This is a genomic window from Aestuariirhabdus litorea (assembly GCF_003864255.1).
GTDB classification, from domain to species: Bacteria; Pseudomonadota; Gammaproteobacteria; order Pseudomonadales; family Aestuariirhabdaceae; genus Aestuariirhabdus; species Aestuariirhabdus litorea.
The window spans coordinates 708,362-726,314 of record NZ_QWEZ01000001.1 but is presented as its reverse complement, the minus strand read 5'-3'; the positions used below and the strand labels follow the sequence as shown (position 1 = coordinate 726,314).

The window sequence follows — 17,953 nt, the reverse complement described above, 5'->3', positions numbered from 1 at the left end:
CACTCTGCGACGTTTAGGGGACGCCCCAAGCACTACGCTCGCGGTGTACCAACCATCATAAAGGAAAACACAAAGCTGGTCGCTAGCTGGCGACTCTCGCTATAATGGCCGCCAACATTCTCAACACACCCGCAGAGAGACCATGGGCGACGCCAGCAACCTACACCCGCAACTGATCGACTTCCTGCACCGTTCACCGACCCCTTTTCACGCTACCCGTGAAATGTCCCAGCGCCTGCTGGAGGCCGGTTTTGAGCAGCTCGACCTCTCCCGGCGTTGGAAGTTGCAGCCCTATGGCCGCTATTTCCTGACCCGTAACGACTCCTCCCTGGTGGCCTTTACCTGCGCCGATGCCGCCTTTACCGAGCGCGGTTTTCGTATGGTGGGTGCCCATACCGACAGCCCCTGCCTGCGGGTCAAACCTAACCCGGAGCTGTCGCAAAAAGGTTATTTCCAGCTGGGTGTCGAGGTTTACGGTGGTGCTCTCCTGAACCCCTGGTTTGACCGTGACCTGTCGCTGGCGGGCCGGGTCAGTTACCGCTGCAAGCAGGGTAAACTGCGCAGCGCCCTGCTCGACCTGCGCGACCCCATCGCCTTTATTCCCAGCCTGGCGATTCACCTTAACCGCGAAGTGAACGACAAGCAAAGCATTAACCCACAGACCCAGCTGCCCCCCATCCTCAGTCTCTGTGGCGAGGAGAAAGCGCCCGACTTCCGCGCCCAGCTCAAGCAGTGGCTCCAGGGCGAGCACAGCGATATTGACCAGGTGCTGGACTACGAACTCTCCTTTTACGACACCCAGCCACCGGCCGTGGTGGGGCTCAAGCAAGAGTTTATTGCCAGCGCACGCCTCGACAACCTGCTCAGCTGCTTTGTCGGCCTCAGCGCCCTGCTGGCCAACAGCGAAAAGGCGGACCAGAAGGCACCCTGCCTGCTGGTGTGCAACGATCACGAAGAGGTGGGCAGTCAGTCCAGTAGCGGCGCACAGGGACCTCTGCTGGCCAGCGTGCTAGAGCGTATACTCGGTGAGCGAGAATCCCTTACCATCTGCATGGAGAATTCGCTGATGATCTCTGTCGATAACGCCCACGGGATTCACCCCAATTATGCCGACCGCCACGATGGTAAGCACGGGCCACTCCTGAATGCAGGCCCCGTGATCAAGCTTAACAGTAACCAACGTTACGCCACCAACAGCGAGTCATCATCCCTCTTCCGTCACCTGTGTGAGCAGGCTGAAGTTCCCTTCCAGAGCTTTGTGGTACGCAGTGATATGGCGTGTGGCAGCACCATAGGTCCCATTACCGCCGCCGAGATCGGAACCCGTACCCTAGACGTTGGCGTTCCCACCTTCGGTATGCACTCCATCCGCGAGCTCGCCGGGGCCGATGACCTTAACTACCTGCACAAGGCGCTGAGTCTGTTTATGCAGCAGGCGGAGCTGCCGTTCGCCTGACCCTTTTGCGGATCCCCAAATCCAGCCCGCAGCCGATTGAGGGATCCGCACACTCACCTTCGCAACCCGACCCAAACCCGGCAGCACCTATAGCCCCCTCCAAGCCGTCAATCTGTGACGACGGCCGCTTTTAAAAGGTGACCTTGTCGAGGTCGTATACGTACTGATACGAATATTTTCCCGATCCTACAGTTGCTAACATAGAGCATCGCTGAATCACTAACACCTTCAGCAATCATACAGCTGACCAACAGTGTCTAGCCAAGTAAGGCTCTACACTGATTCAATAGAAAATAGCGGAGCCAAGCCCCATGCAAAGAAGCAAACCCTTTAATTTTATCGAAGCGATCTCCAGCCAGCAGTTCGCTAAAAAAGCCAAAAAAGCACACGAGGACGTTGAACCCCTGTTCAAGTCCAAGCTGATGACGTTCCAGATTCCTGCGGTTGAGTCCAACGACGGATTCGTGCGTAGCTATAACTAGCGCCTTCTGTTGACTGCGCCGGTGAATCCGCCGCCGGTGCAGTCGCCCTGACGAAACACCTCGCCGGGGTGTGATCGCTTCGGGCTTTACCGCTCCCCCCGTACAACCACTTTCCCCATATTCCGGTTGCCGGCCAAATACTCAAAGGCTGCGGACAGCTCTTCCCTTTCGAACACACGGTCAATCACCGGTACCAGCTGTTGCTGTTGGAGCGCATCCCATAGCGCATGCCTCATCGATGCCAGCACCTGCGCCTTGAATTCAACCGCTCGCCCCCGCAGGGTAGAGCCCTGAATGCGCAAGCGCTTCATCAATACCGTGGCGGCATCTAACTCACACAGGCTTCCTCCCATCAAACCAATCAGCACCAGGCGGCCGTCCACGGCCATCAACGGCAGGCTTTTGGGTAGCCAGTCACCGGCCACCGAATCCAGTAGCAGGTCAAACGGGGCCAGACGCGCCAGATTTTGCCAGCAATCCGCATCCCTCAATACCGCCTCATCGGCCCCCAGCTTACGGCAGAATTCTGCCTTGGCCGGATTCCCCACCACCGCGGTAACCGGATTACCCATGAGTTTGCACAGCTGGATGGCGGCGCAACCCACACCACTGGCGCCGGCATAAAGCAACACCCGCTCCCCCTTCTCAAGCGCCCCGATTTGGTAGAGGTTCAACCAGGCGGTGGCAAACGCCTCGACGAAGGCCGCCCCCTGCTCCATGCTCCAGCCTGCAGGCAGCGGCAGTAACTGACGCGCATCGCACACCACCCGATCGTTATAGCCTCCGGCAGCCAGCAGAGCGATCACCTCATCACCCGCCTCCCACTGCGTGACCCCAGCTCCAACCGCCTCGACCACACCGGCACACTCCAGCCCCATAAAGTCGGAGTAGCCCGGCGGGGGCGGATAATGCCCCTTGAGCTGCATCAGGTCGGCCCGGTTGACGCCGCTGGCATGGATACGGATACAGACCTCTCCCTCCCCCGGAGGGTTCACCGGACGGGAAACCCGTTGAACCTTGCCATCGACTGCTACCCATCCGTTTATCTCGCTCATATCTCCTCCATCATCACATCTAACCGCCCCAAGACTACCCATAGTAACCATTTCCGCATAAGCTGTGGCCCTGGGCCCCGAGAAAAAAGCGGGCCGGTTCCCCTACCCGGGATGGGAACCAACATAAGCTTTAACGCTCCAACTTTCTATTGTGCATTTTTGAGAGATTCCCCATGGTCAAGCAGGCAGTCAGCAGAACCCTTTCCCTTACATTGGCCCTGTTGCTGAGTTCTCTTGCCGTTGCCAAGATCCTGCCCCCGGAGCAACAGCAACTGCACACGCTCGAGCCGACACGGGAGCAGGCGATCGCCAGCGTCAACATGGTGCAGCTATTGCGCCGGGCCCATTATGAGAAGATTCCGCTTGATGACGAGCACTCAAGCAAGATCCTTGACCGTTACCTCGATAGCCTCGACCCGGCCCGCAGCCACTTTACCAGCACTGATATCGAGCATTTTGAAGCTTATCGTAGCGAGCTCGATAACGCTTTGAAAACAGGCGACCTGAAGCCGGGGTTCACCATTTATAATATCTACCAGCAGCGGGTTGAGGAGCGTCTTCGTTTTCTGCTGGGCCACACCGATAGCCAGCTCAACCGCCTCGACTTTGACCGCGAGGAGAGCATTGAGATTGACCGTAGCCAATCCCCCTGGGCCAGCAACTCGGCAGAACTCGAAGACCTCTGGCGCCGGCAGCTGAAAGACAGCGCCCTGCGCCTCAAACTGAGTGGCAAAAACCTGGAAGAGATCAGTGAGCTGCTGGGTAAACGCTATCGCTCCCAGCTGAACCGGCTCTACCAGAACAACAATGAAGATGCGTTCCAGGTCTACATCAACGCCTTCGCCCGCATCTACGACCCCCATACCCAATACTTTTCCCCTCGCAATGCGGAAAACTTTGATATCAACATGAGCCTCTCCCTGGAGGGGATCGGCGCCGTGCTTCAGGCGGAAGATGACTACACCAAAGTGGTCAGCCTGGTGGCCAAGGGTCCCGCCGATAAAGCCGGCCAGCTTAAACCAGCAGACAAAATTGTCGGGGTTGCCCAGGGTGAGGATGGGCTGATGGTGGATGTGATTGGCTGGCGTCTCGACGAAGTGGTACAGCTGATTCGCGGCCCCAAAGCCTCGGTGGTACGGCTGGAGGTAATTCCCGCCGACAGTGATAGCGGGGTTACCCGTATCTACAGCATTACCCGGGAGAAGGTGAAGCTGGAGGAGCAGTCCGCCCAGAAGGAGGTGTTTGAGCTGGAGCACGATGGCACCAGCTATAAGCTGGGGGTAATCCAGATCCCTGCCTTTTATATCGACTTCAAGGCCGCTCAGTCCGGCGACCCCAATTACAAGAGCACCACCCGCGATGTTAAGCGGCTGCTGTCCGAACTCGAGCAGGAGGGGGTCGATGGTCTGGTGATCGACCTCAGGGGTAACGGTGGAGGCTCTTTGCAGGAGGCCAATGAGCTGACCGGGCTCTTTATCCCCAGCGGCCCAACTGTACTGGTGCGGGATGGCCGTGGTCGCATTGACGTGCAAAAAGACCCCGATAACAACCTGGTCTACGATGGCCCTATGGCGGTACTGGTCGACCGCCTGAGCGCCTCGGCCTCGGAGATCTTTGCAGGGGCCATGCAGGACTACCAGCGCGCCCTGATCATTGGCGGCCAGACGTTCGGCAAGGGAACAGTGCAAACCATCCAGCCCCTGAACCACGGCCAACTGAAGCTGACCCTGGCCAAGTTCTACCGCATCTCGGGCCAAAGTACGCAACATAAAGGAGTGGTACCGGATATCCCCTTCCCCTCCCTCTATGACACCAGCAAGATCGGCGAAAGCGCCCTCGATGATGCCCTGCCCTGGGATCAGATAAGGCCTGTGGCCTATATGGGGTTTGAGCCCACAGAGCCCTACCTGACCCGGCTCAAGCAGCTGCATCGACAGCGTGCCGCGAATGACCCGGACTTCAACTACCTGCAGGAGCAAACGCAGCTACGGCTCGAGCAGGATGCCCGCACCCAGCTTCCTCTTCGGGTCAGCGACCGTAAAGGGCAGTATGAAGCCCTGCAGCAGCAGCGGCTTGAGATTGAAAACCGCTATCGCAGCGCCCGCGGCGAGGCGACGCTGGACTCCCTGGCGGTTGAGGATGAAACCAATACGCCGTTAACCCACAACGGCGGCGGCAGCAACAAGGAAAAAAGTGACGCCTTCGTGAAGGAGGCAGGCAGCATCCTGCTGGACTACATCAATATGCGTCAACGGGTGGCCGCCAACGCCTCCTGACCACCGAGGGGGGGGCGCCTAAGCGCCCTCCAGCCGACACTCTCTGAGGTTTCCCAAAAGTCTCACCTCAGTTAGGGGCTCCAGCAGCTGTCGGCTCAATAACGCCTGCTGGCGCTGGTTGCGCAGCTGCTCCCCGACCCGGCCCTCGATCGTTTCGGACGCCGCCAGCACATTGTGCAGACTGCCGAAGTGCTCCAACAACTCACCTGCCCGCTTGGGCCCAATACCGCTCACCCCGGGAATATGGTTACTGCTGTCCCCACACAGTGCCCAGTAATCCCGTAACTGCAAAGGCCCGACCCCGAACCGCTCCCTCACCGCCTGCGCCGTCCAGTCGAATCCACGGAAGTGATCCCGCACCGTCACCTGATGGCTGAGGAGCGGCAAAAAACCCTTGTCGGTAGAGAGTATGCAGATTCGCAGGGACCGCCGCTCGAGGCGAGCAACGAGCGCTGCAATCAGGTCATCCGCCTCAACCGCAGGCTGCTCCATCACGGCCATCCCTTCCCCACTCAGGCACTGCAACAGATGCGGCAGATAGTCCTGCAACTCGGCCGGCATGGGTTTACGTCCCTGCTTGTAGCCCGGGTAGAGCTGATGACGCCAACTGAGCCCGCCCCCATCCATCAACACCAGCAGATGAGTGGCGGAAAACTCACGTATGGCTCTTTTCAGGGAGGCCAACACGGTGGCCTCGAGTTTATCCACAGACTGCTGTGCACCATAAATCCGACGCACCAAATTGAGGCCATCAACCAGCAGAAGCTTTATTTCGGGGGTTACAGCTGTGCTCATAAAGACCTATTTTTGCCCATCCCGGGTTGTCCACAAAATCTGTGGATAGCTTTGGGGACAAAGTATGGAAAAGCGCCCAAAACAGCACAACCAAGCACAAATCTACAAATTGTCTATTTTTTGATCAATTAATTTGTCTTATTTTTCATAGACTTACGATAAAGACTCGGCAATCTATCTGCCAGTCCTGCCCTATGGACGGTGGTACCAAACGTTCGGCTGATGTGCATAACACGAAGCCAAAGGGGCTGTAAAGTAGTAGGACGCCTGTTTTTTTGTCCCTGCCAGGCAGAGTGAAGCCCTCGACAGAATTAACGATCAGGTAGTGCTCGTCATCGGGAGCGGAAGCCTGCTTCCTGCTGGCGGAAGAGAGGGAGGGCTATTATACCGACGTGCTTAAACAGCGGGGTGGCCCCCGGCAGCCAGATCGCCAGCCTGCAGCACTCATGGGACAAAAAAAACGCCCTGCTTCGTTACCGGTGGTAACTCTGCAAGGCGTTTATCGTGTATGGCGGAGCGGACGGGACTCGAACCCGCGACCCCCGGCGTGACAGGCCGGTATTCTAACCAACTGAACTACCGCTCCGGAATTGGTGGGTGGTGACGGGATCGAACCGCCGACCCTCTGCTTGTAAGGCAGACGCTCTCCCAGCTGAGCTAACCACCCAGATCGAGGAAACCTCTATGGTCTGAAATCTATCCAACCACTCTTTCCAGACCGAAAAATAGTGGCGGAGCGGACGGGACTCGAACCCGCGACCCCCGGCGTGACAGGCCGGTATTCTAACCAACTGAACTACCGCTCCAATTTGGTGGGTGGTGACGGGATCGAACCGCCGACCCTCTGCTTGTAAGGCAGACGCTCTCCCAGCTGAGCTAACCACCCACGACGTTGGACGGCGCGAATTATACGCAGCAACGCGAAAGGAACGCAACAGTTGGCCCCGACTTTTTTCCAACAGCCCTACCCCCCTAAAAAAAGCGCGCCTGAAAAAATGATTCTGCTACCATATGGCCCCTTTTTTTCAACGCACCCGACATCGCCTATGTGGTTCAAGAACCTGATTATCTACCGTTTCACCAAACCCTTTACCGAAAGCGCCGAGTCACTGGAGGCCCAGCTCAGCGAAGGTCGTTTCAGGCCCTGCGGCAAACAGGAACTCTCCAGCTACGGTTGGGTAGAGCCCCTGGGCAAGCAAAGTGATCAGCTCGTCCACAGCACCAACGGTTTCCTGATGCTTTGTGCACGCAAAGAGGATCGTCTGCTTCCCGCCAGCGTAGTGCGTGAGCGGGTGGCGGAGAAGGTGCAGGAGATTGAGGCGGCCGAACACCGTAAGGTCTACAAAAAGGAGCGCGACAGCTTTAAGGAGGAGATCACCTTCGACCTGCTGCCCCGCGCCTTTACCCGCAACGCCACCACCTTCGCATTCATCGCGCCTCAGCAGGGGTTGTTGCTGGTGGATGCCTCCTCTTTTAAACGTGCCGAAGAGCTGGTCAGCTACCTCCGGGGGAGCCTCGGCAGCCTTCCCGTAGTGCCACCGGCACTTAAGCAGGCTCCTGCCAGTATCATGACCCAATGGCTGGAGCAGACCCCGGTTAACTTCGAGTTGGGTGACGAAGCGGAGCTCAGTGAACCCGGCGACGAGGGGGGCGTGATTCGCTGTAAACGCCATGACCTGACCGCTGAGGAGATTAAAATCCACCTGGAAGCCGGCAAGCAGGTCAACAAGCTGTCGCTGAGCTGGAGTGACCAGCTGAACTTCCTGCTGAGCGACGATTTCAGCCTCAAGCGCCTGCGCTTCGGTGACGAGATCCAGGAGCAGGCCAGCGATCAGGGAGGAGATGATGCGGCGAGCCGTTTTGATGCCGACTTCGCCCTCATGAGCCGCTGTCTCTGCGACCTGGTTGAGGCACTGATTGAAGTATTGGGTGGAGAGGACCGCGCTCGGCTGGAGCTGCAGGCCTAGGGTTTATGGGGCCTGCAGAGGCAGGCCTAAATTAATGAGAAAACCTCATTTAATTACCCACAACATCTGTGGATATCTCTGTGAACTACAGTGGGAGAACGGGGCAAATCCCGCTATATCGCCCCCCTCCTTACGGATTGATCACTTTTTAATCAATTCAGAAAAAAACCTAATGATAAATCGTTATTTTTCTTATATTTCAGATAGATAGATAAATCTGTTAAACCTGAACAGAGAAGAAGAAACTAACCTTACCCCCTCTTACCAACCCCGGGGGAGGCAGCCGACGAATCTGTGGATATAAAATCGCGACACCCAAACGAACCCTACCCGCAGGCTCAATTACCGCCCAAGGACAGGGTGCCAAACAGGGTGTTATCACACCGCGCCATCCCTGCCTCTTTAAGTGTGATCCAGTCAAAGCCCTGCCCCTGGTCCGCAAACACCAGCCGTTCGGCATCAACCTCCGGCAGCAGCTGCTCCAACACCCGCTCCCGGGCGTTGTTCTGCTCGCTGATGTGGGCCACCACCAGCCGCTGCAGGCGCTCTCGATCCACCAGTCGCAACAACTCAGCCGCCTGCTGGTTACTCAGGTGCCCATAATTACCGCCAACCCGCCCCTTGAGGGAGGGGGGGTAGGGGCCGGTTGAGAGCAGGTAGGGGTCGTGATTACACTCCAGCAGCAGACCATCGCACTGCTGATAGTGGTCAACCACATGGCGGGTAATACAGCCCAGGTCGGTAAGCACCCCAATACAGAGCCCACCAGAGTGGAAAAGGTACTGCAGGGGTTCCCGGGCGTCATGGGGCACTGCCACTGGCAGCACTTCGATCTCCCCTACCACTACCGGGGAAGCATCAGCAATGGTCTGCAGCTGCGCAACCTTGCTCAGCTTGCCCACATAGCGGGTGCCCGCGCTGAGGTAGACCGGTATCTGGTATCGGCGCGCCAGGGCAGCTACGCCGTTGATATGGTCGCCGTGCTCGTGGGTGACAAAGATGGCATCAAGCTGCTCCGGGCTCACCCCCTTGGCGGCAAGCCGCGCGAGGGTCTCCTTGAGGCTGAACCCACAATCGATCAACAGCAGCGTCTCGCCCGAGCGGATGAGGGTGCCGTTGCCTTTACTGCCACTGCCGATGGAGGAGAACTGCATAACCTTGAATCAACACCCCTGCGAGAACAGGGGGTGGGCTCTAGCTGAGCTTATCCTTGATCAGGCTCAGCAGGTCACTGCTGATCTGGCGCGGTGCCAGCTCATTCACACTGCGCTCAAGGGAAACCTTAACCTGGTCTCCGGTACGGCTCAGGCGCAGTTGGTAACTCTCTATACCGGCCTCCTCGTCGGCCTTGTCGGAACCGCCAAACCAGCCGCTGAAAAAGCCCTCGTCAGAAGTCCCGGCCTCACCGGTAAGGGGCTCACCCGAGGCGATCTGAAGATAATAGATGCCGCTACTGCGATCCCGGTCCACCACTTTGATGGCGGTATTTTCCAGCGCACGGCCCACTGCCGCCCAGCTGCGATCAAACGCCAGCTCCAGGCGCAAGGCAGGGTTGCCATTACCATCCTCAACCAGGGTGGCGCGACTGCCCACATCCAGCTCCTGGGCCACCAGTGATACGGACTCGGTTTCACTGCTGTTATTGGAGATAAAGACCAGCATCTCATTGAGCATGGCGGACTGCATCAGGTCACTCCCCTTGTCGGTGCCCCAGTGAGTTTGCGGAGCGGGTTCACCGGAAGCGGAACGTGCGTGCAGAAGGTGGACCTCGGTCGAGCCCGGCTGCACCCCCTGCTGGACGTTGATACGAAACTTTTCCTGCATCTGCCCACTGTCATCGCTACCCAACACACTACGGATCAGGCGGCGAACCTGGTCGCGCTGACGCTCCTTATTAATCACGACCCAGCTGGTTTCCAGCTCACCGTTAGAGGGGTCGTTAACCTCCAGGGCCACATCGCTGGCCTCCCAAAACTGCAACAAAACCGGCCATACCTGGGAGGGCGTCTTGCGGGCCAAAATCCAGCGGGCGTCCCCATCCTGCTCGATGCGGAAGTTCTCATCGCCAGCAGCCAATACCACGGCGTTAGGCCGGGGCACCACAAACTCCTCGATCGTCGGGCGCTGCGCGCGGTCTGGAATCATCAGGCTATCACCCAGGTTCCTGCCACCATACCCCTCCGGCAGGACGGTTGGGGGATAGAGTTCGGCGCTCAGGTAATCATTGGTCCGATCACGGATGTAATCGTTCACGCAACCACTGACCAAAACCGTGGCGGTGAGTACAGCCAACATCCTTAACATTCGCATTCAACAGGACCTCTGGGTATTAACAGCAAATAGGGATCAACAGTTAGAGCAGGCCGCAGAGCTTCATGGCACTGAGAAGTTCAGGCTGTGCTTCAGCGGACAACGGGGTCAAGGGTAGCCGGATACCCCCGTCCATGAGGCCCATCTGTTGCATGGCCCACTTGACCGGTATCGGATTGGACTCCACAAACAGCTTGCGATGCAGGGGCATGAGTGAGTCATTGAGGCGACGAGCCGCCTCCGCTTCACCTGCCAGGGCGAGGCGGCAAAGCTCCGCCATGGCGGCCGGTGCGACATTGGCCGTCACCGAAATATTGCCCTGACCACCGGCCAGAATCAGTTCAACCGCGGTCGGATCATCTCCCGAGTAAACCGCAAACTGGCTACCGCAGTTGGCAATCAGGCGACGCGCTCGATCAATATCACCGGTCGCCTCCTTGATGCCGACGATGTTGTCGACCTCAGCCAGTCGCTCGACAGTCTCCGGCAACAGGTCCACCGAGGTTCGACCCGGTACGTTGTAGAGTATCTGGGGTACCTCGACGCGCTCGGCAATAAAGCGGTAGTGGCGGTACATTCCCTCCTGGGTCGGCTTGTTGTAGTAGGGGGTGACCAACAGGCAGGCATCCACTCCCAGCCCCTTGGCTTCCTCGGTCAACTCCAGGGCTTCGTGGGTTGAGTTGGCACCCGTGCCTGCGATCACGGGGATACGCCCCGCCACCTGCTGAACAATCCGGCTGATGACCTGACAATGCTCGGTGACATCAAGGGTGGCGGACTCTCCCGTTGTGCCAACGGCTACGATGGAATCAGTCCCTTCCTGTAGGTGAAATTCAACGATTCGGGCCAGCGCCTCCCAGTCGACACTTCCATCCTCGTGCATCGGCGTAACCAACGCCACCATGCTGCCCGTTATCATTAAAAACCGCTCCATCGAGTGTAAAAAGAGGTCTATGTTACTGAGCCACCGAGACAATCACAAGCACCCTGGATGACCCATTTAAGGTCCCTACAGGGTTGCGCCAGCGCCGCCAAACTGATCCCATAGTAACTGGTTTTTCCCACTCCCTCGGCCTCTCTGGCCCCTACCTGGAGACGATCATCAATGAGTGTTGCTATTTCCAACCCTGTGCCCGACTTCTCTGCCCCGGCAACCGGCGAGCAGGTGATATCCCTCTCGGCCTTCAAAGGCTCCCAGGTTGTCCTCTACTTTTACCCCAAGGACAACACCCCGGGGTGCACCACCGAAGGCCAGGCGTTCAGGGACCTGTATGAACAGTTTCGCGGGGCCAACACGCACATACTGGGTGTCTCCCGGGACTCCCTTCGCACCCATGAAAACTTCAAGGCCAAGCAGGCCTTCCCGTTCGAGCTCATCGCCGACAGCGATGAGGCACTGTGCACCCTGTTCGATGTCATCAAGATGAAGAACATGTACGGTAAGCAGGTGCGGGGGATCGAGCGCAGCACCTTCCTGATCGACCAGGAGGGGGTGCTGCAGCGGGAGTGGCGTAAGGTCAAGGTCAAGGGGCACGTCGAGGAGGTGCTACAGGCGGCGATTGAGCTTAACAGCGCACCCTAGGACCAGGGTAGCGGGCGGAGCGCCTCAGGACTGGGGCGCTCCTCCGTCGGAGGCCCCATCGCCGATCTGGGTTGGCCACGCGTTCATCAATGCCTTCAACAGCGTCGCCAGCGGGATGGCGAAGAACACCCCCCAGAAACCCCACAGACCACCAAACACCAGCACCGCCACAATAATGGCGATGGGGTGCAGGTTAACCGCCTCGGAAAATAGCAGCGGCACCAGAACGTTGCCATCCAGCGCCTGGATGATGCCGTAGACCACCATCAACACGATAAACTCGTTGCCCCAACCCCACTGGAAAAACGCAATCATGGCGACCGGAATGGTCACCACCGCTGCGCCGATGTACGGTACCACCACCGACAGCCCCACCAACAGTCCAAGCAGCGCGGCGTAACGCACCCCGAGGATCACAAACGCCAGATAGGTAACCCCGCCGACAATCAGGATTTCGATCGCCTTGCCACGCACATAGTTGGCAATCTGGTTGCTCATCTCCTCGTACACCTGGCGCATCATCGGACGCTGCACCGGCAGCATCGATCCGGTCCAGCTGGCCAGCAAGGTACTGTCCTTGAGGAAAAAGAACACCAGGATCGGCACCAGCACCAGGTAGATCAAAACACCAACAAAGCCCGGAATACTGGACAGCGACAGGGAAACAAACCACTGCCCAATGTTGGTTATCTGCCCATTGAGGGTGTCGATCCACACCGTCACCTGGGTATCAGAGATAAACCCGGGGTACTTCTGGGGCAGCAACTGCAAGGTGTGCTGGGCATCGCCGATCATCCTCGGCAGCTCGTTAAAGAGGCGCGAAACCTGATCCCCGATCAGTGGTACCAATCCCAGCAGGATCAGCAGGAAGGAGGTTAAAAAAATCAGGAAGATAAAGGTGACCGCCAGGTTGTGGGAGACCCCTCTGGCCTTGAGCTGGTTCACCCCACCCTGCAGCAGGAAGGCCAGCACCATGGCGGCAAACACCGGAGCCAGCATGCTGCCCATGGTCAATACGATCACCAGGGCCGTAATCAGCAGCAGCAACAGAATAACCGCCTCTTCGTCCGAAAAGTAGCGGTGCAACCAGCCCTTGATAAACCGGGTCATACTGATATCTTTCACAGGGCACCCTTCTGTACGATATGCACATACACCCCTTCATGTTCATCGCTGGCCAACAGCTCATGGCCGGCCACTTCACAAAAGGCTTTAAAATCCCGAACGGAGCCGGCGTCGGTTGCTTCAACCCGCAACACCTGCCCTGCCGCCATACCATTAAGCGCCTGCTTGGCCTTTAACAGCGGCAGCGGGCAACTCAATCCCTTTGCATCCAGCTCTACATCAATCGCTACGGTCACGATCCTCTCCCCCGACTCAACGGCCTGGGGCACCGACCCCAAACCAAGGCCCTAACGGGCCCTGCCTCTTATTGGATAATGATAGTAACCGATGCCCACCCCTAATTCCCATAGGGCCAAGGTGCATATCGGTAAGCAACAGGTAAAGGGGTGGGAAGGCTGCACAAATATAGGTAAAGTGGCGTTATCGAAAGGAAACGGTCCCCTATGCACAGAATCGCCAAGGTGGTCGCACTGGGCAGTTTGAGCTGCCTCTGCACCCTCTCTCCCCTCCAGGCACAGGAGCAGGCATTACCCGCCCTGGGAGATAGCTCCTCCGCCATCGTTACCGCCCAGCAGGAGCACTATCTGGGGAGAGCTTGGCTGCAGGCGCTCAGGCGCCAGGCCCCCACCATCGACGACCCGGAGATGAAGGAGTACACGGAGAGTCTCATCTATCGACTCGTCGAAACCAGCGAGGTCAGAGACCGCCGACTCGAAGTAGTCATTCTGGACAGCCCCGAACTCAACGCATTCGCGGTACCGGGGGGGATCGTTGGCATCAACAGTGGCCTGTTTCTTTACGCCGATAGCGAACAGGAGTTTGCTTCGGTACTGGCGCACGAATTGGCACACCTGAGTCAACGTCACTTTGCCCGCAACGTCGAGGAGGCTGAGCGCAATCGCATCCCGAGCCTTGCGGCGACACTTGCCAGCGTCTTGCTAATGGCTGCCGGTGGCGGGGACGCCGGCATTGCAACGCTGGCGACCAGCCAGGCCGCCTTTCAAAGCCAGCAGATGAAATTCAGCCGACAGAACGAGCGTGAAGCAGACAACGTCGGCATCCAGAACCTGGCCCGCGCCAACATGGACCCCAGGGCGATGCCCTCCATGTTTGAGTCGATGAATCGGGCCAGTCGCTTTTCTGGCCAAAAGCCCCCCGAGTTTCTCTCCACCCACCCGGTGACGGAGAACCGGATTTCCGAATCTCGTGCCCGTGCCGAGCAATATCCACTCAAGCACTACCAGGACAACCCCAGCTACCACCTGATGCGGGTGAAGGCGCAAATCCACCATAACCGGGATATCAACAAGCTGATCGAGCGCTACGAAAGCGAGCTAAAAAACGGCTCCTCAACGCCGCCCTTTGCCGTGCGTTATGGACTGGCACTGGCCCTGACCAAAGCGCAGCGCCTTGACGAAGCCGAGCAGGCATTGGCCCCCCTCCTGAAGGAAGCGCCCGACAACCGCCATTACCTGATTGCCCAGGCGCTGATTGACAGCGAACGGGGCCAATATGCAGCCGCCGACAAGCGCCTGAAAGGTGCTCTGGAACTGACACCCGAGAACCTGCCACTGACCATGAACTACGCCAATATTCTGGTGGCGGAACGCAAGTACAAGCCTGCCGAGCAGCTACTAAGCCAGCTGGTGAGCAGCCGCCCCAATGACCCCGATGTCTGGTACATACTGGCAGAAGTGCGTGGTCTGGCCAAGGATATTACGGGAGTGCACCTGGCGCGTGCCGAGTTCTTCCGCCTCACTGGCGACCTTGATCAGGCGATCCAGCACCTGGAGTACGCCCAGACCCAGGTGCAGGGAAATTTTGCCCTGACCACCAAAGTCGAACAACAGATCAAGGATCTGCGGGCCTACCAAAAGGATGTTGGCTTCTAGCCCATCGCTTGCAGAGAAAGAAAAGGGAGCGGAAGTCAGGCGGCCTGGGTTGCCGTAAACTGCAGCATACGCTGCAGGGGAATCATCGCCCTACGCGCCAGCTCCGGATCAACCAGAACCTCATTGCTGCCGCTTCGTAACGTCTCGGCCATCACCTCCAGCTCGTTCAGCGCCATCCAGGGGCAGTGGGCACAGCTACGACAGGTGGCGCCGGAGCCTGCGGTCGGAGCCTCGATAAACTCTTTACCGGGCGCCGCTTGCCGCATCTTGTGGAAGATGCCGCGATCAGTGGCAACAATAAAGAGCTGATTCGGCAGGGTTTGGGCCGCCCGGATCAACTGGCTGGTCGAGCCGACGGCGTCGGCGATTTCAACGACCGAGGCGGGCGACTCCGGATGGACCAGTACGGCAGCATCGGGGTAAACCCGCTTAAGTTCCAACACACCCTTGGCCTTGAACTCTTCATGCACGATGCAGGCGGAGTCCCACAGCAACATATCCGCACCGGTCTGGTTTTGAATATAACTACCGAGGTGTTTATCGGGGGCCCAGATCAATTTCTTGCCCTGATCCATCAGGTGTTCCACCACTTGAAGCGCAATACTGGAAGTCACCACCCAGTCGGCACGCGCCTTGACGGCAGCCGAGGTGTTGGCGTACACCACTACCTCCCGATCGGGGTGCTGGTCGCAAAAGGCCGAGAAGGTATCGACAGGACAACCGATATCCAGTGAGCAGGTCGCTTCCAGGGTCGGCATCAATACCCGCTTGGCCGGGGTGAGGATTTTAGCAGTTTCGCCCATAAAGCGAACGCCGGCGACCATCAACGTTGAGGCATCATGCTGATTACCAAAGCGGGCCATTTCCAGCGAGTCGGCAACACAGCCGCCGGTCTCTTCGGCCAGCTCCTGAATCACATCAGGGGTGTAGTAGTGGGCAACCAGTACGGCATCCTGCTCACGAAGCAGGGATTTGACCTCCTCCTTCAGTGCCGCTTTACGCGCAGGATCCATTGATTGCAGGTGCTCCGTTGCCAGATGCTGCTGTACAAAGACTCGATCACTAACCATGGTCATAGTTTGAATTTAACCCTTAACACCCTAGCCGGGACACACTCCAGGCGGCTAGTTTACCACAGAGGCCGGGGGATACAGCAGGTTCGGACGCACAACAAATGCCATTCTGTAACAGCGCCCAGTCGGCCAATAGCGCTGCTCGTTTGACCGCCACTTATAACCCTTACCCCTCTTGATGGTCACCACCCCAGCCGATAAGGCCACTGACGCGCCAGGTGAAGAAAGGGACAGAGCCAGCGGATAAAAAACAAAAAAAATGCCACTCAGTGAGTGGCATTTGAAGATGGTGGGTCGTGGGCGGCTCGAACGCCCGACCAATTGGTTAAAAGCCAACTGCTCTACCGACTGAGCTAACGACCCAAAGCGATGCATATGGTACTGATTTAGGAGCGGATAACAACCCCAAATCCAGTTTTTTTGCCTCGTTAAGTTAACCGCAGGTTCAACCCGGGCGCAATCCAACACACCACGAGCACACCACCGCCGAGCCTTATAACTTCTGCAGGTACTCCCGGGAGAGTTTAGCCGAGGAGGAGCCGGGGAATCTTTCCACTGTTTGCTGAAAATATCGCCGCGCTGCCTCTACATCCCCCAGACTATGGTACATACGACCGAGCTTGTAGCTCGCATCCGGCGCCTTGCGGTGATTGGGAAAGTCGCTTAATACCTTCTCGAAGGCGGTACGGGCTGGCCCCGCCTGATTGGTGGCCAGGTAGACCTCTCCCAGCCAGTACTGCGCGTTGGCTGCGTAGTCACCCTGCGGATAGGAATCGACAAAGGCATTCAGGGCAATGATCGCCTGATCGAACTTACGCTCCTTGATCAAAGCGAAGGCATCGTCATAGGCCTGCTTTTCTACCGCCGGATCAGCGGTCGTTGTCGTCGCAGCCGGGCTGGCAGCGCCTCCGTTCGAGGGGATCACGGGTGGCACTACTGTGGTGGGTGACTTGGCTGGCAGACTGATCGTTGGCTCCGCCGAACTCAACTGGCTGATTCGCCGATCCAGGTCGATGTAACGGTCACGCTGTTCCTGCTTCATCAGGCGCAGGGCGTGGGACTGCTCTTCCAGCATTCCCCGCAAGGTTTGCACTTCCTGCTGCAACAGTTCCAGCTGGTAGTAGAGGGTGTTTTCCGCTTGTATACGGGCTTGAGCCGGCGCACTGGCAGCGGGGCTCGCCGACGGAACCGCCGCTCCAACAACCGGAGAGGACTCCACTACCGGCACTTCCGCCCAGCTCAGCCCCACAACAAACAGCCCGGCAATAGCCGGGCTGATCGCTATCCACCGCTGTCGTTGCATCTTCATAACGGCAGCGCTGGTCATTAACTGCCGTAGCCGGCAGACGCAGGAACAATTACCGCACGGCGGTTTTGCTTCCAGAAGGTTTCGGCGTGACCCTCAACCACAGGGCGCTCTTTACCGTAGCTGACGGTTTCGATCTGCTCGGGAGCAACGCCCTTCATCACCAGATAGCGCTTGACCGCTTTGGCACGACGCTCACCAAGAGCCAGGTTGTACTCGCGAGTACCACGCTCATCGGTATGCCCCTCGATGGTGATGCGCTGGCTGCTGTTGCCGGTCAGTACCTTGGCATGAACGTCCAGTGAGGCGTAATCCTCTGTCGAGATGGTGGAGCTGTCGAAGGGGAACAGGAATACTTTCTGATCGACCATCGCCTTTTCATCCATGCTCAATGAGCCATCTCCGCCCATGCCGGTCCCACCATCGGTAGTAGAGGAGACGGTACCGGAGTCGACGCCGGACCCACCTGTCATCGTACCGCTGTCAGTACCACCGGTACTGCTGCCACCGGTAGAACTACAACCCGCAACCACCGCCAGCGAGGCTGCCAGCATAAAGAGTTTACCGATTTTAATTATTTCCATTCTTCACTCCGAAATTGGTTTGATCTGGGCATTTAAACTAACAAAACTAC

At 58.0% G+C, this 17,953-nt stretch carries 16 protein-coding genes and 5 tRNA genes; 6 read left to right on the top strand and 15 right to left on the bottom strand.

Annotated elements, in window-relative coordinates:
* Window positions 1-142: 142 nt before the first annotated feature.
* Both D0544_RS03495 and D0544_RS17080 read left to right on the top strand, forming a co-directional pair.
* Entirely contained in the window at window positions 143-1,456 is a 1,314-nt protein-coding gene (locus D0544_RS03495) for a M18 family aminopeptidase (RefSeq protein WP_125014618.1), read from the top strand.
* Window positions 1,457-1,767: 311 nt separating this feature from the next.
* Window positions 1,768-1,938: a hypothetical protein gene (locus D0544_RS17080; protein WP_164880818.1), complete on the top strand. Its 171-nt coding sequence runs from the start codon at window positions 1,768-1,770 to the stop codon at window positions 1,936-1,938.
* Window positions 1,939-2,024: 86 nt separating this feature from the next.
* On the opposite strand, the gene D0544_RS03490 is transcribed toward D0544_RS17080, so the two are convergent.
* On the bottom strand, window positions 2,025-2,993 hold the full coding sequence (locus tag D0544_RS03490) for an NAD(P)H-quinone oxidoreductase (RefSeq protein ID WP_164880817.1): 969 nt from the start codon (window positions 2,991-2,993) through the stop codon (window positions 2,025-2,027).
* 173 nt (window positions 2,994-3,166) lie between these two features.
* Here D0544_RS03490 and D0544_RS03485 point away from each other — a divergent pair, with 173 nt between their 5' ends.
* Window positions 3,167-5,269 carry a carboxy terminal-processing peptidase gene (locus D0544_RS03485; RefSeq protein WP_125014616.1) on the top strand — a complete coding sequence of 701 codons (2,103 nt, stop codon included), beginning with the start codon at window positions 3,167-3,169 and terminating at the stop codon, window positions 5,267-5,269.
* Between the two features lie 18 nt (window positions 5,270-5,287).
* Here the strand turns inward: D0544_RS03485 and D0544_RS03480 are convergent, their stop codons facing one another.
* From D0544_RS03480 to D0544_RS03460, 5 genes are all read right to left on the bottom strand, one after another.
* Window positions 5,288-6,064: a 5'-3' exonuclease H3TH domain-containing protein gene (locus D0544_RS03480; protein WP_125014615.1), complete on the bottom strand. Its 777-nt coding sequence runs from the start codon at window positions 6,062-6,064 to the stop codon at window positions 5,288-5,290.
* A gap of 509 nt (window positions 6,065-6,573) precedes the next feature.
* Window positions 6,574-6,650 (bottom strand) — tRNA-Asp (locus tag D0544_RS03475).
* Between the two features lie 5 nt (window positions 6,651-6,655).
* Window positions 6,656-6,731: transfer RNA gene (locus D0544_RS03470), tRNA-Val, on the bottom strand.
* A gap of 62 nt (window positions 6,732-6,793) precedes the next feature.
* A tRNA-Asp gene (locus D0544_RS03465) sits at window positions 6,794-6,870 on the bottom strand.
* A 4-nt stretch (window positions 6,871-6,874) separates the two neighbouring features.
* Window positions 6,875-6,950, bottom strand: a tRNA-Val gene (locus tag D0544_RS03460).
* A gap of 160 nt (window positions 6,951-7,110) precedes the next feature.
* Here D0544_RS03460 and rdgC point away from each other — a divergent pair.
* Window positions 7,111-8,031 carry a recombination-associated protein RdgC gene (gene rdgC / locus D0544_RS03455; protein ID WP_125014614.1) on the top strand — a complete coding sequence of 307 codons (921 nt, stop codon included), beginning with the start codon at window positions 7,111-7,113 and terminating at the stop codon, window positions 8,029-8,031.
* A gap of 338 nt (window positions 8,032-8,369) precedes the next feature.
* Here rdgC and D0544_RS03450 read toward each other — a convergent pair whose 3' ends face one another.
* From D0544_RS03450 to dapA, 3 genes are read right to left on the bottom strand one after another with little or no spacing between them, the layout of a single operon-like run.
* On the bottom strand, window positions 8,370-9,185 hold the full coding sequence (locus D0544_RS03450) for an MBL fold metallo-hydrolase (protein ID WP_125014613.1): 816 nt from the start codon (window positions 9,183-9,185) through the stop codon (window positions 8,370-8,372).
* 40 nt (window positions 9,186-9,225) lie between these two features.
* Window positions 9,226-10,341 carry an outer membrane protein assembly factor BamC gene (gene bamC / locus D0544_RS03445; RefSeq protein ID WP_125014612.1) on the bottom strand — a complete coding sequence of 372 codons (1,116 nt, stop codon included), beginning with the start codon at window positions 10,339-10,341 and terminating at the stop codon, window positions 9,226-9,228.
* Window positions 10,342-10,384: 43 nt separating this feature from the next.
* Window positions 10,385-11,260: a 4-hydroxy-tetrahydrodipicolinate synthase gene (gene dapA / locus D0544_RS03440; protein WP_125014611.1), complete on the bottom strand. Its 876-nt coding sequence runs from the start codon at window positions 11,258-11,260 to the stop codon at window positions 10,385-10,387.
* A gap of 186 nt (window positions 11,261-11,446) precedes the next feature.
* Between dapA and D0544_RS03435 the strand changes: the two genes are divergently transcribed.
* Window positions 11,447-11,923, top strand: a complete 477-nt coding sequence (locus tag D0544_RS03435) for a peroxiredoxin (protein WP_125014610.1) — start codon at window positions 11,447-11,449, stop codon at window positions 11,921-11,923.
* A 24-nt stretch (window positions 11,924-11,947) separates the two neighbouring features.
* Here D0544_RS03435 and D0544_RS03430 read toward each other — a convergent pair whose 3' ends face one another.
* Entirely contained in the window at window positions 11,948-13,033 is a 1,086-nt protein-coding gene (locus tag D0544_RS03430; protein WP_125014609.1) for an AI-2E family transporter, read from the bottom strand.
* 11 nt (window positions 13,034-13,044) lie between these two features.
* Window positions 13,045-13,284, bottom strand: a complete 240-nt coding sequence (locus tag D0544_RS03425; protein ID WP_243647233.1) for a sulfurtransferase TusA family protein — start codon at window positions 13,282-13,284, stop codon at window positions 13,045-13,047.
* 207 nt (window positions 13,285-13,491) lie between these two features.
* Between D0544_RS03425 and D0544_RS03420 the strand changes: the two genes are divergently transcribed.
* Window positions 13,492-14,940, top strand: a complete 1,449-nt coding sequence (locus tag D0544_RS03420; protein ID WP_125014608.1) for a M48 family metalloprotease — start codon at window positions 13,492-13,494, stop codon at window positions 14,938-14,940.
* Window positions 14,941-14,975: 35 nt separating this feature from the next.
* Here D0544_RS03420 and nadA read toward each other — a convergent pair whose 3' ends face one another.
* The 4 genes from nadA to pal form a co-directional block, all read right to left on the bottom strand.
* Complete coding sequence (gene nadA / locus D0544_RS03415; RefSeq protein ID WP_125014607.1) at window positions 14,976-16,016, bottom strand: quinolinate synthase NadA; 1,041 nt, start codon at window positions 16,014-16,016, stop codon at window positions 14,976-14,978.
* A gap of 284 nt (window positions 16,017-16,300) precedes the next feature.
* Window positions 16,301-16,376: transfer RNA gene (locus tag D0544_RS03410), tRNA-Lys, on the bottom strand.
* Between the two features lie 130 nt (window positions 16,377-16,506).
* A complete protein-coding gene (gene ybgF / locus D0544_RS03405; RefSeq protein ID WP_164880816.1) occupies window positions 16,507-17,322 on the bottom strand; it encodes a tol-pal system protein YbgF in 816 nt (271 codons plus the stop codon).
* A 17-nt stretch (window positions 17,323-17,339) separates the two neighbouring features.
* The gene (pal, locus tag D0544_RS03400; protein WP_125014605.1) at window positions 17,340-17,903 is read right to left on the bottom strand and encodes a peptidoglycan-associated lipoprotein Pal; all 564 of its coding nucleotides are present in this window, start codon (window positions 17,901-17,903) and stop codon (window positions 17,340-17,342) included.
* Between the last annotated feature and the right edge of the window lie 50 nt (window positions 17,904-17,953).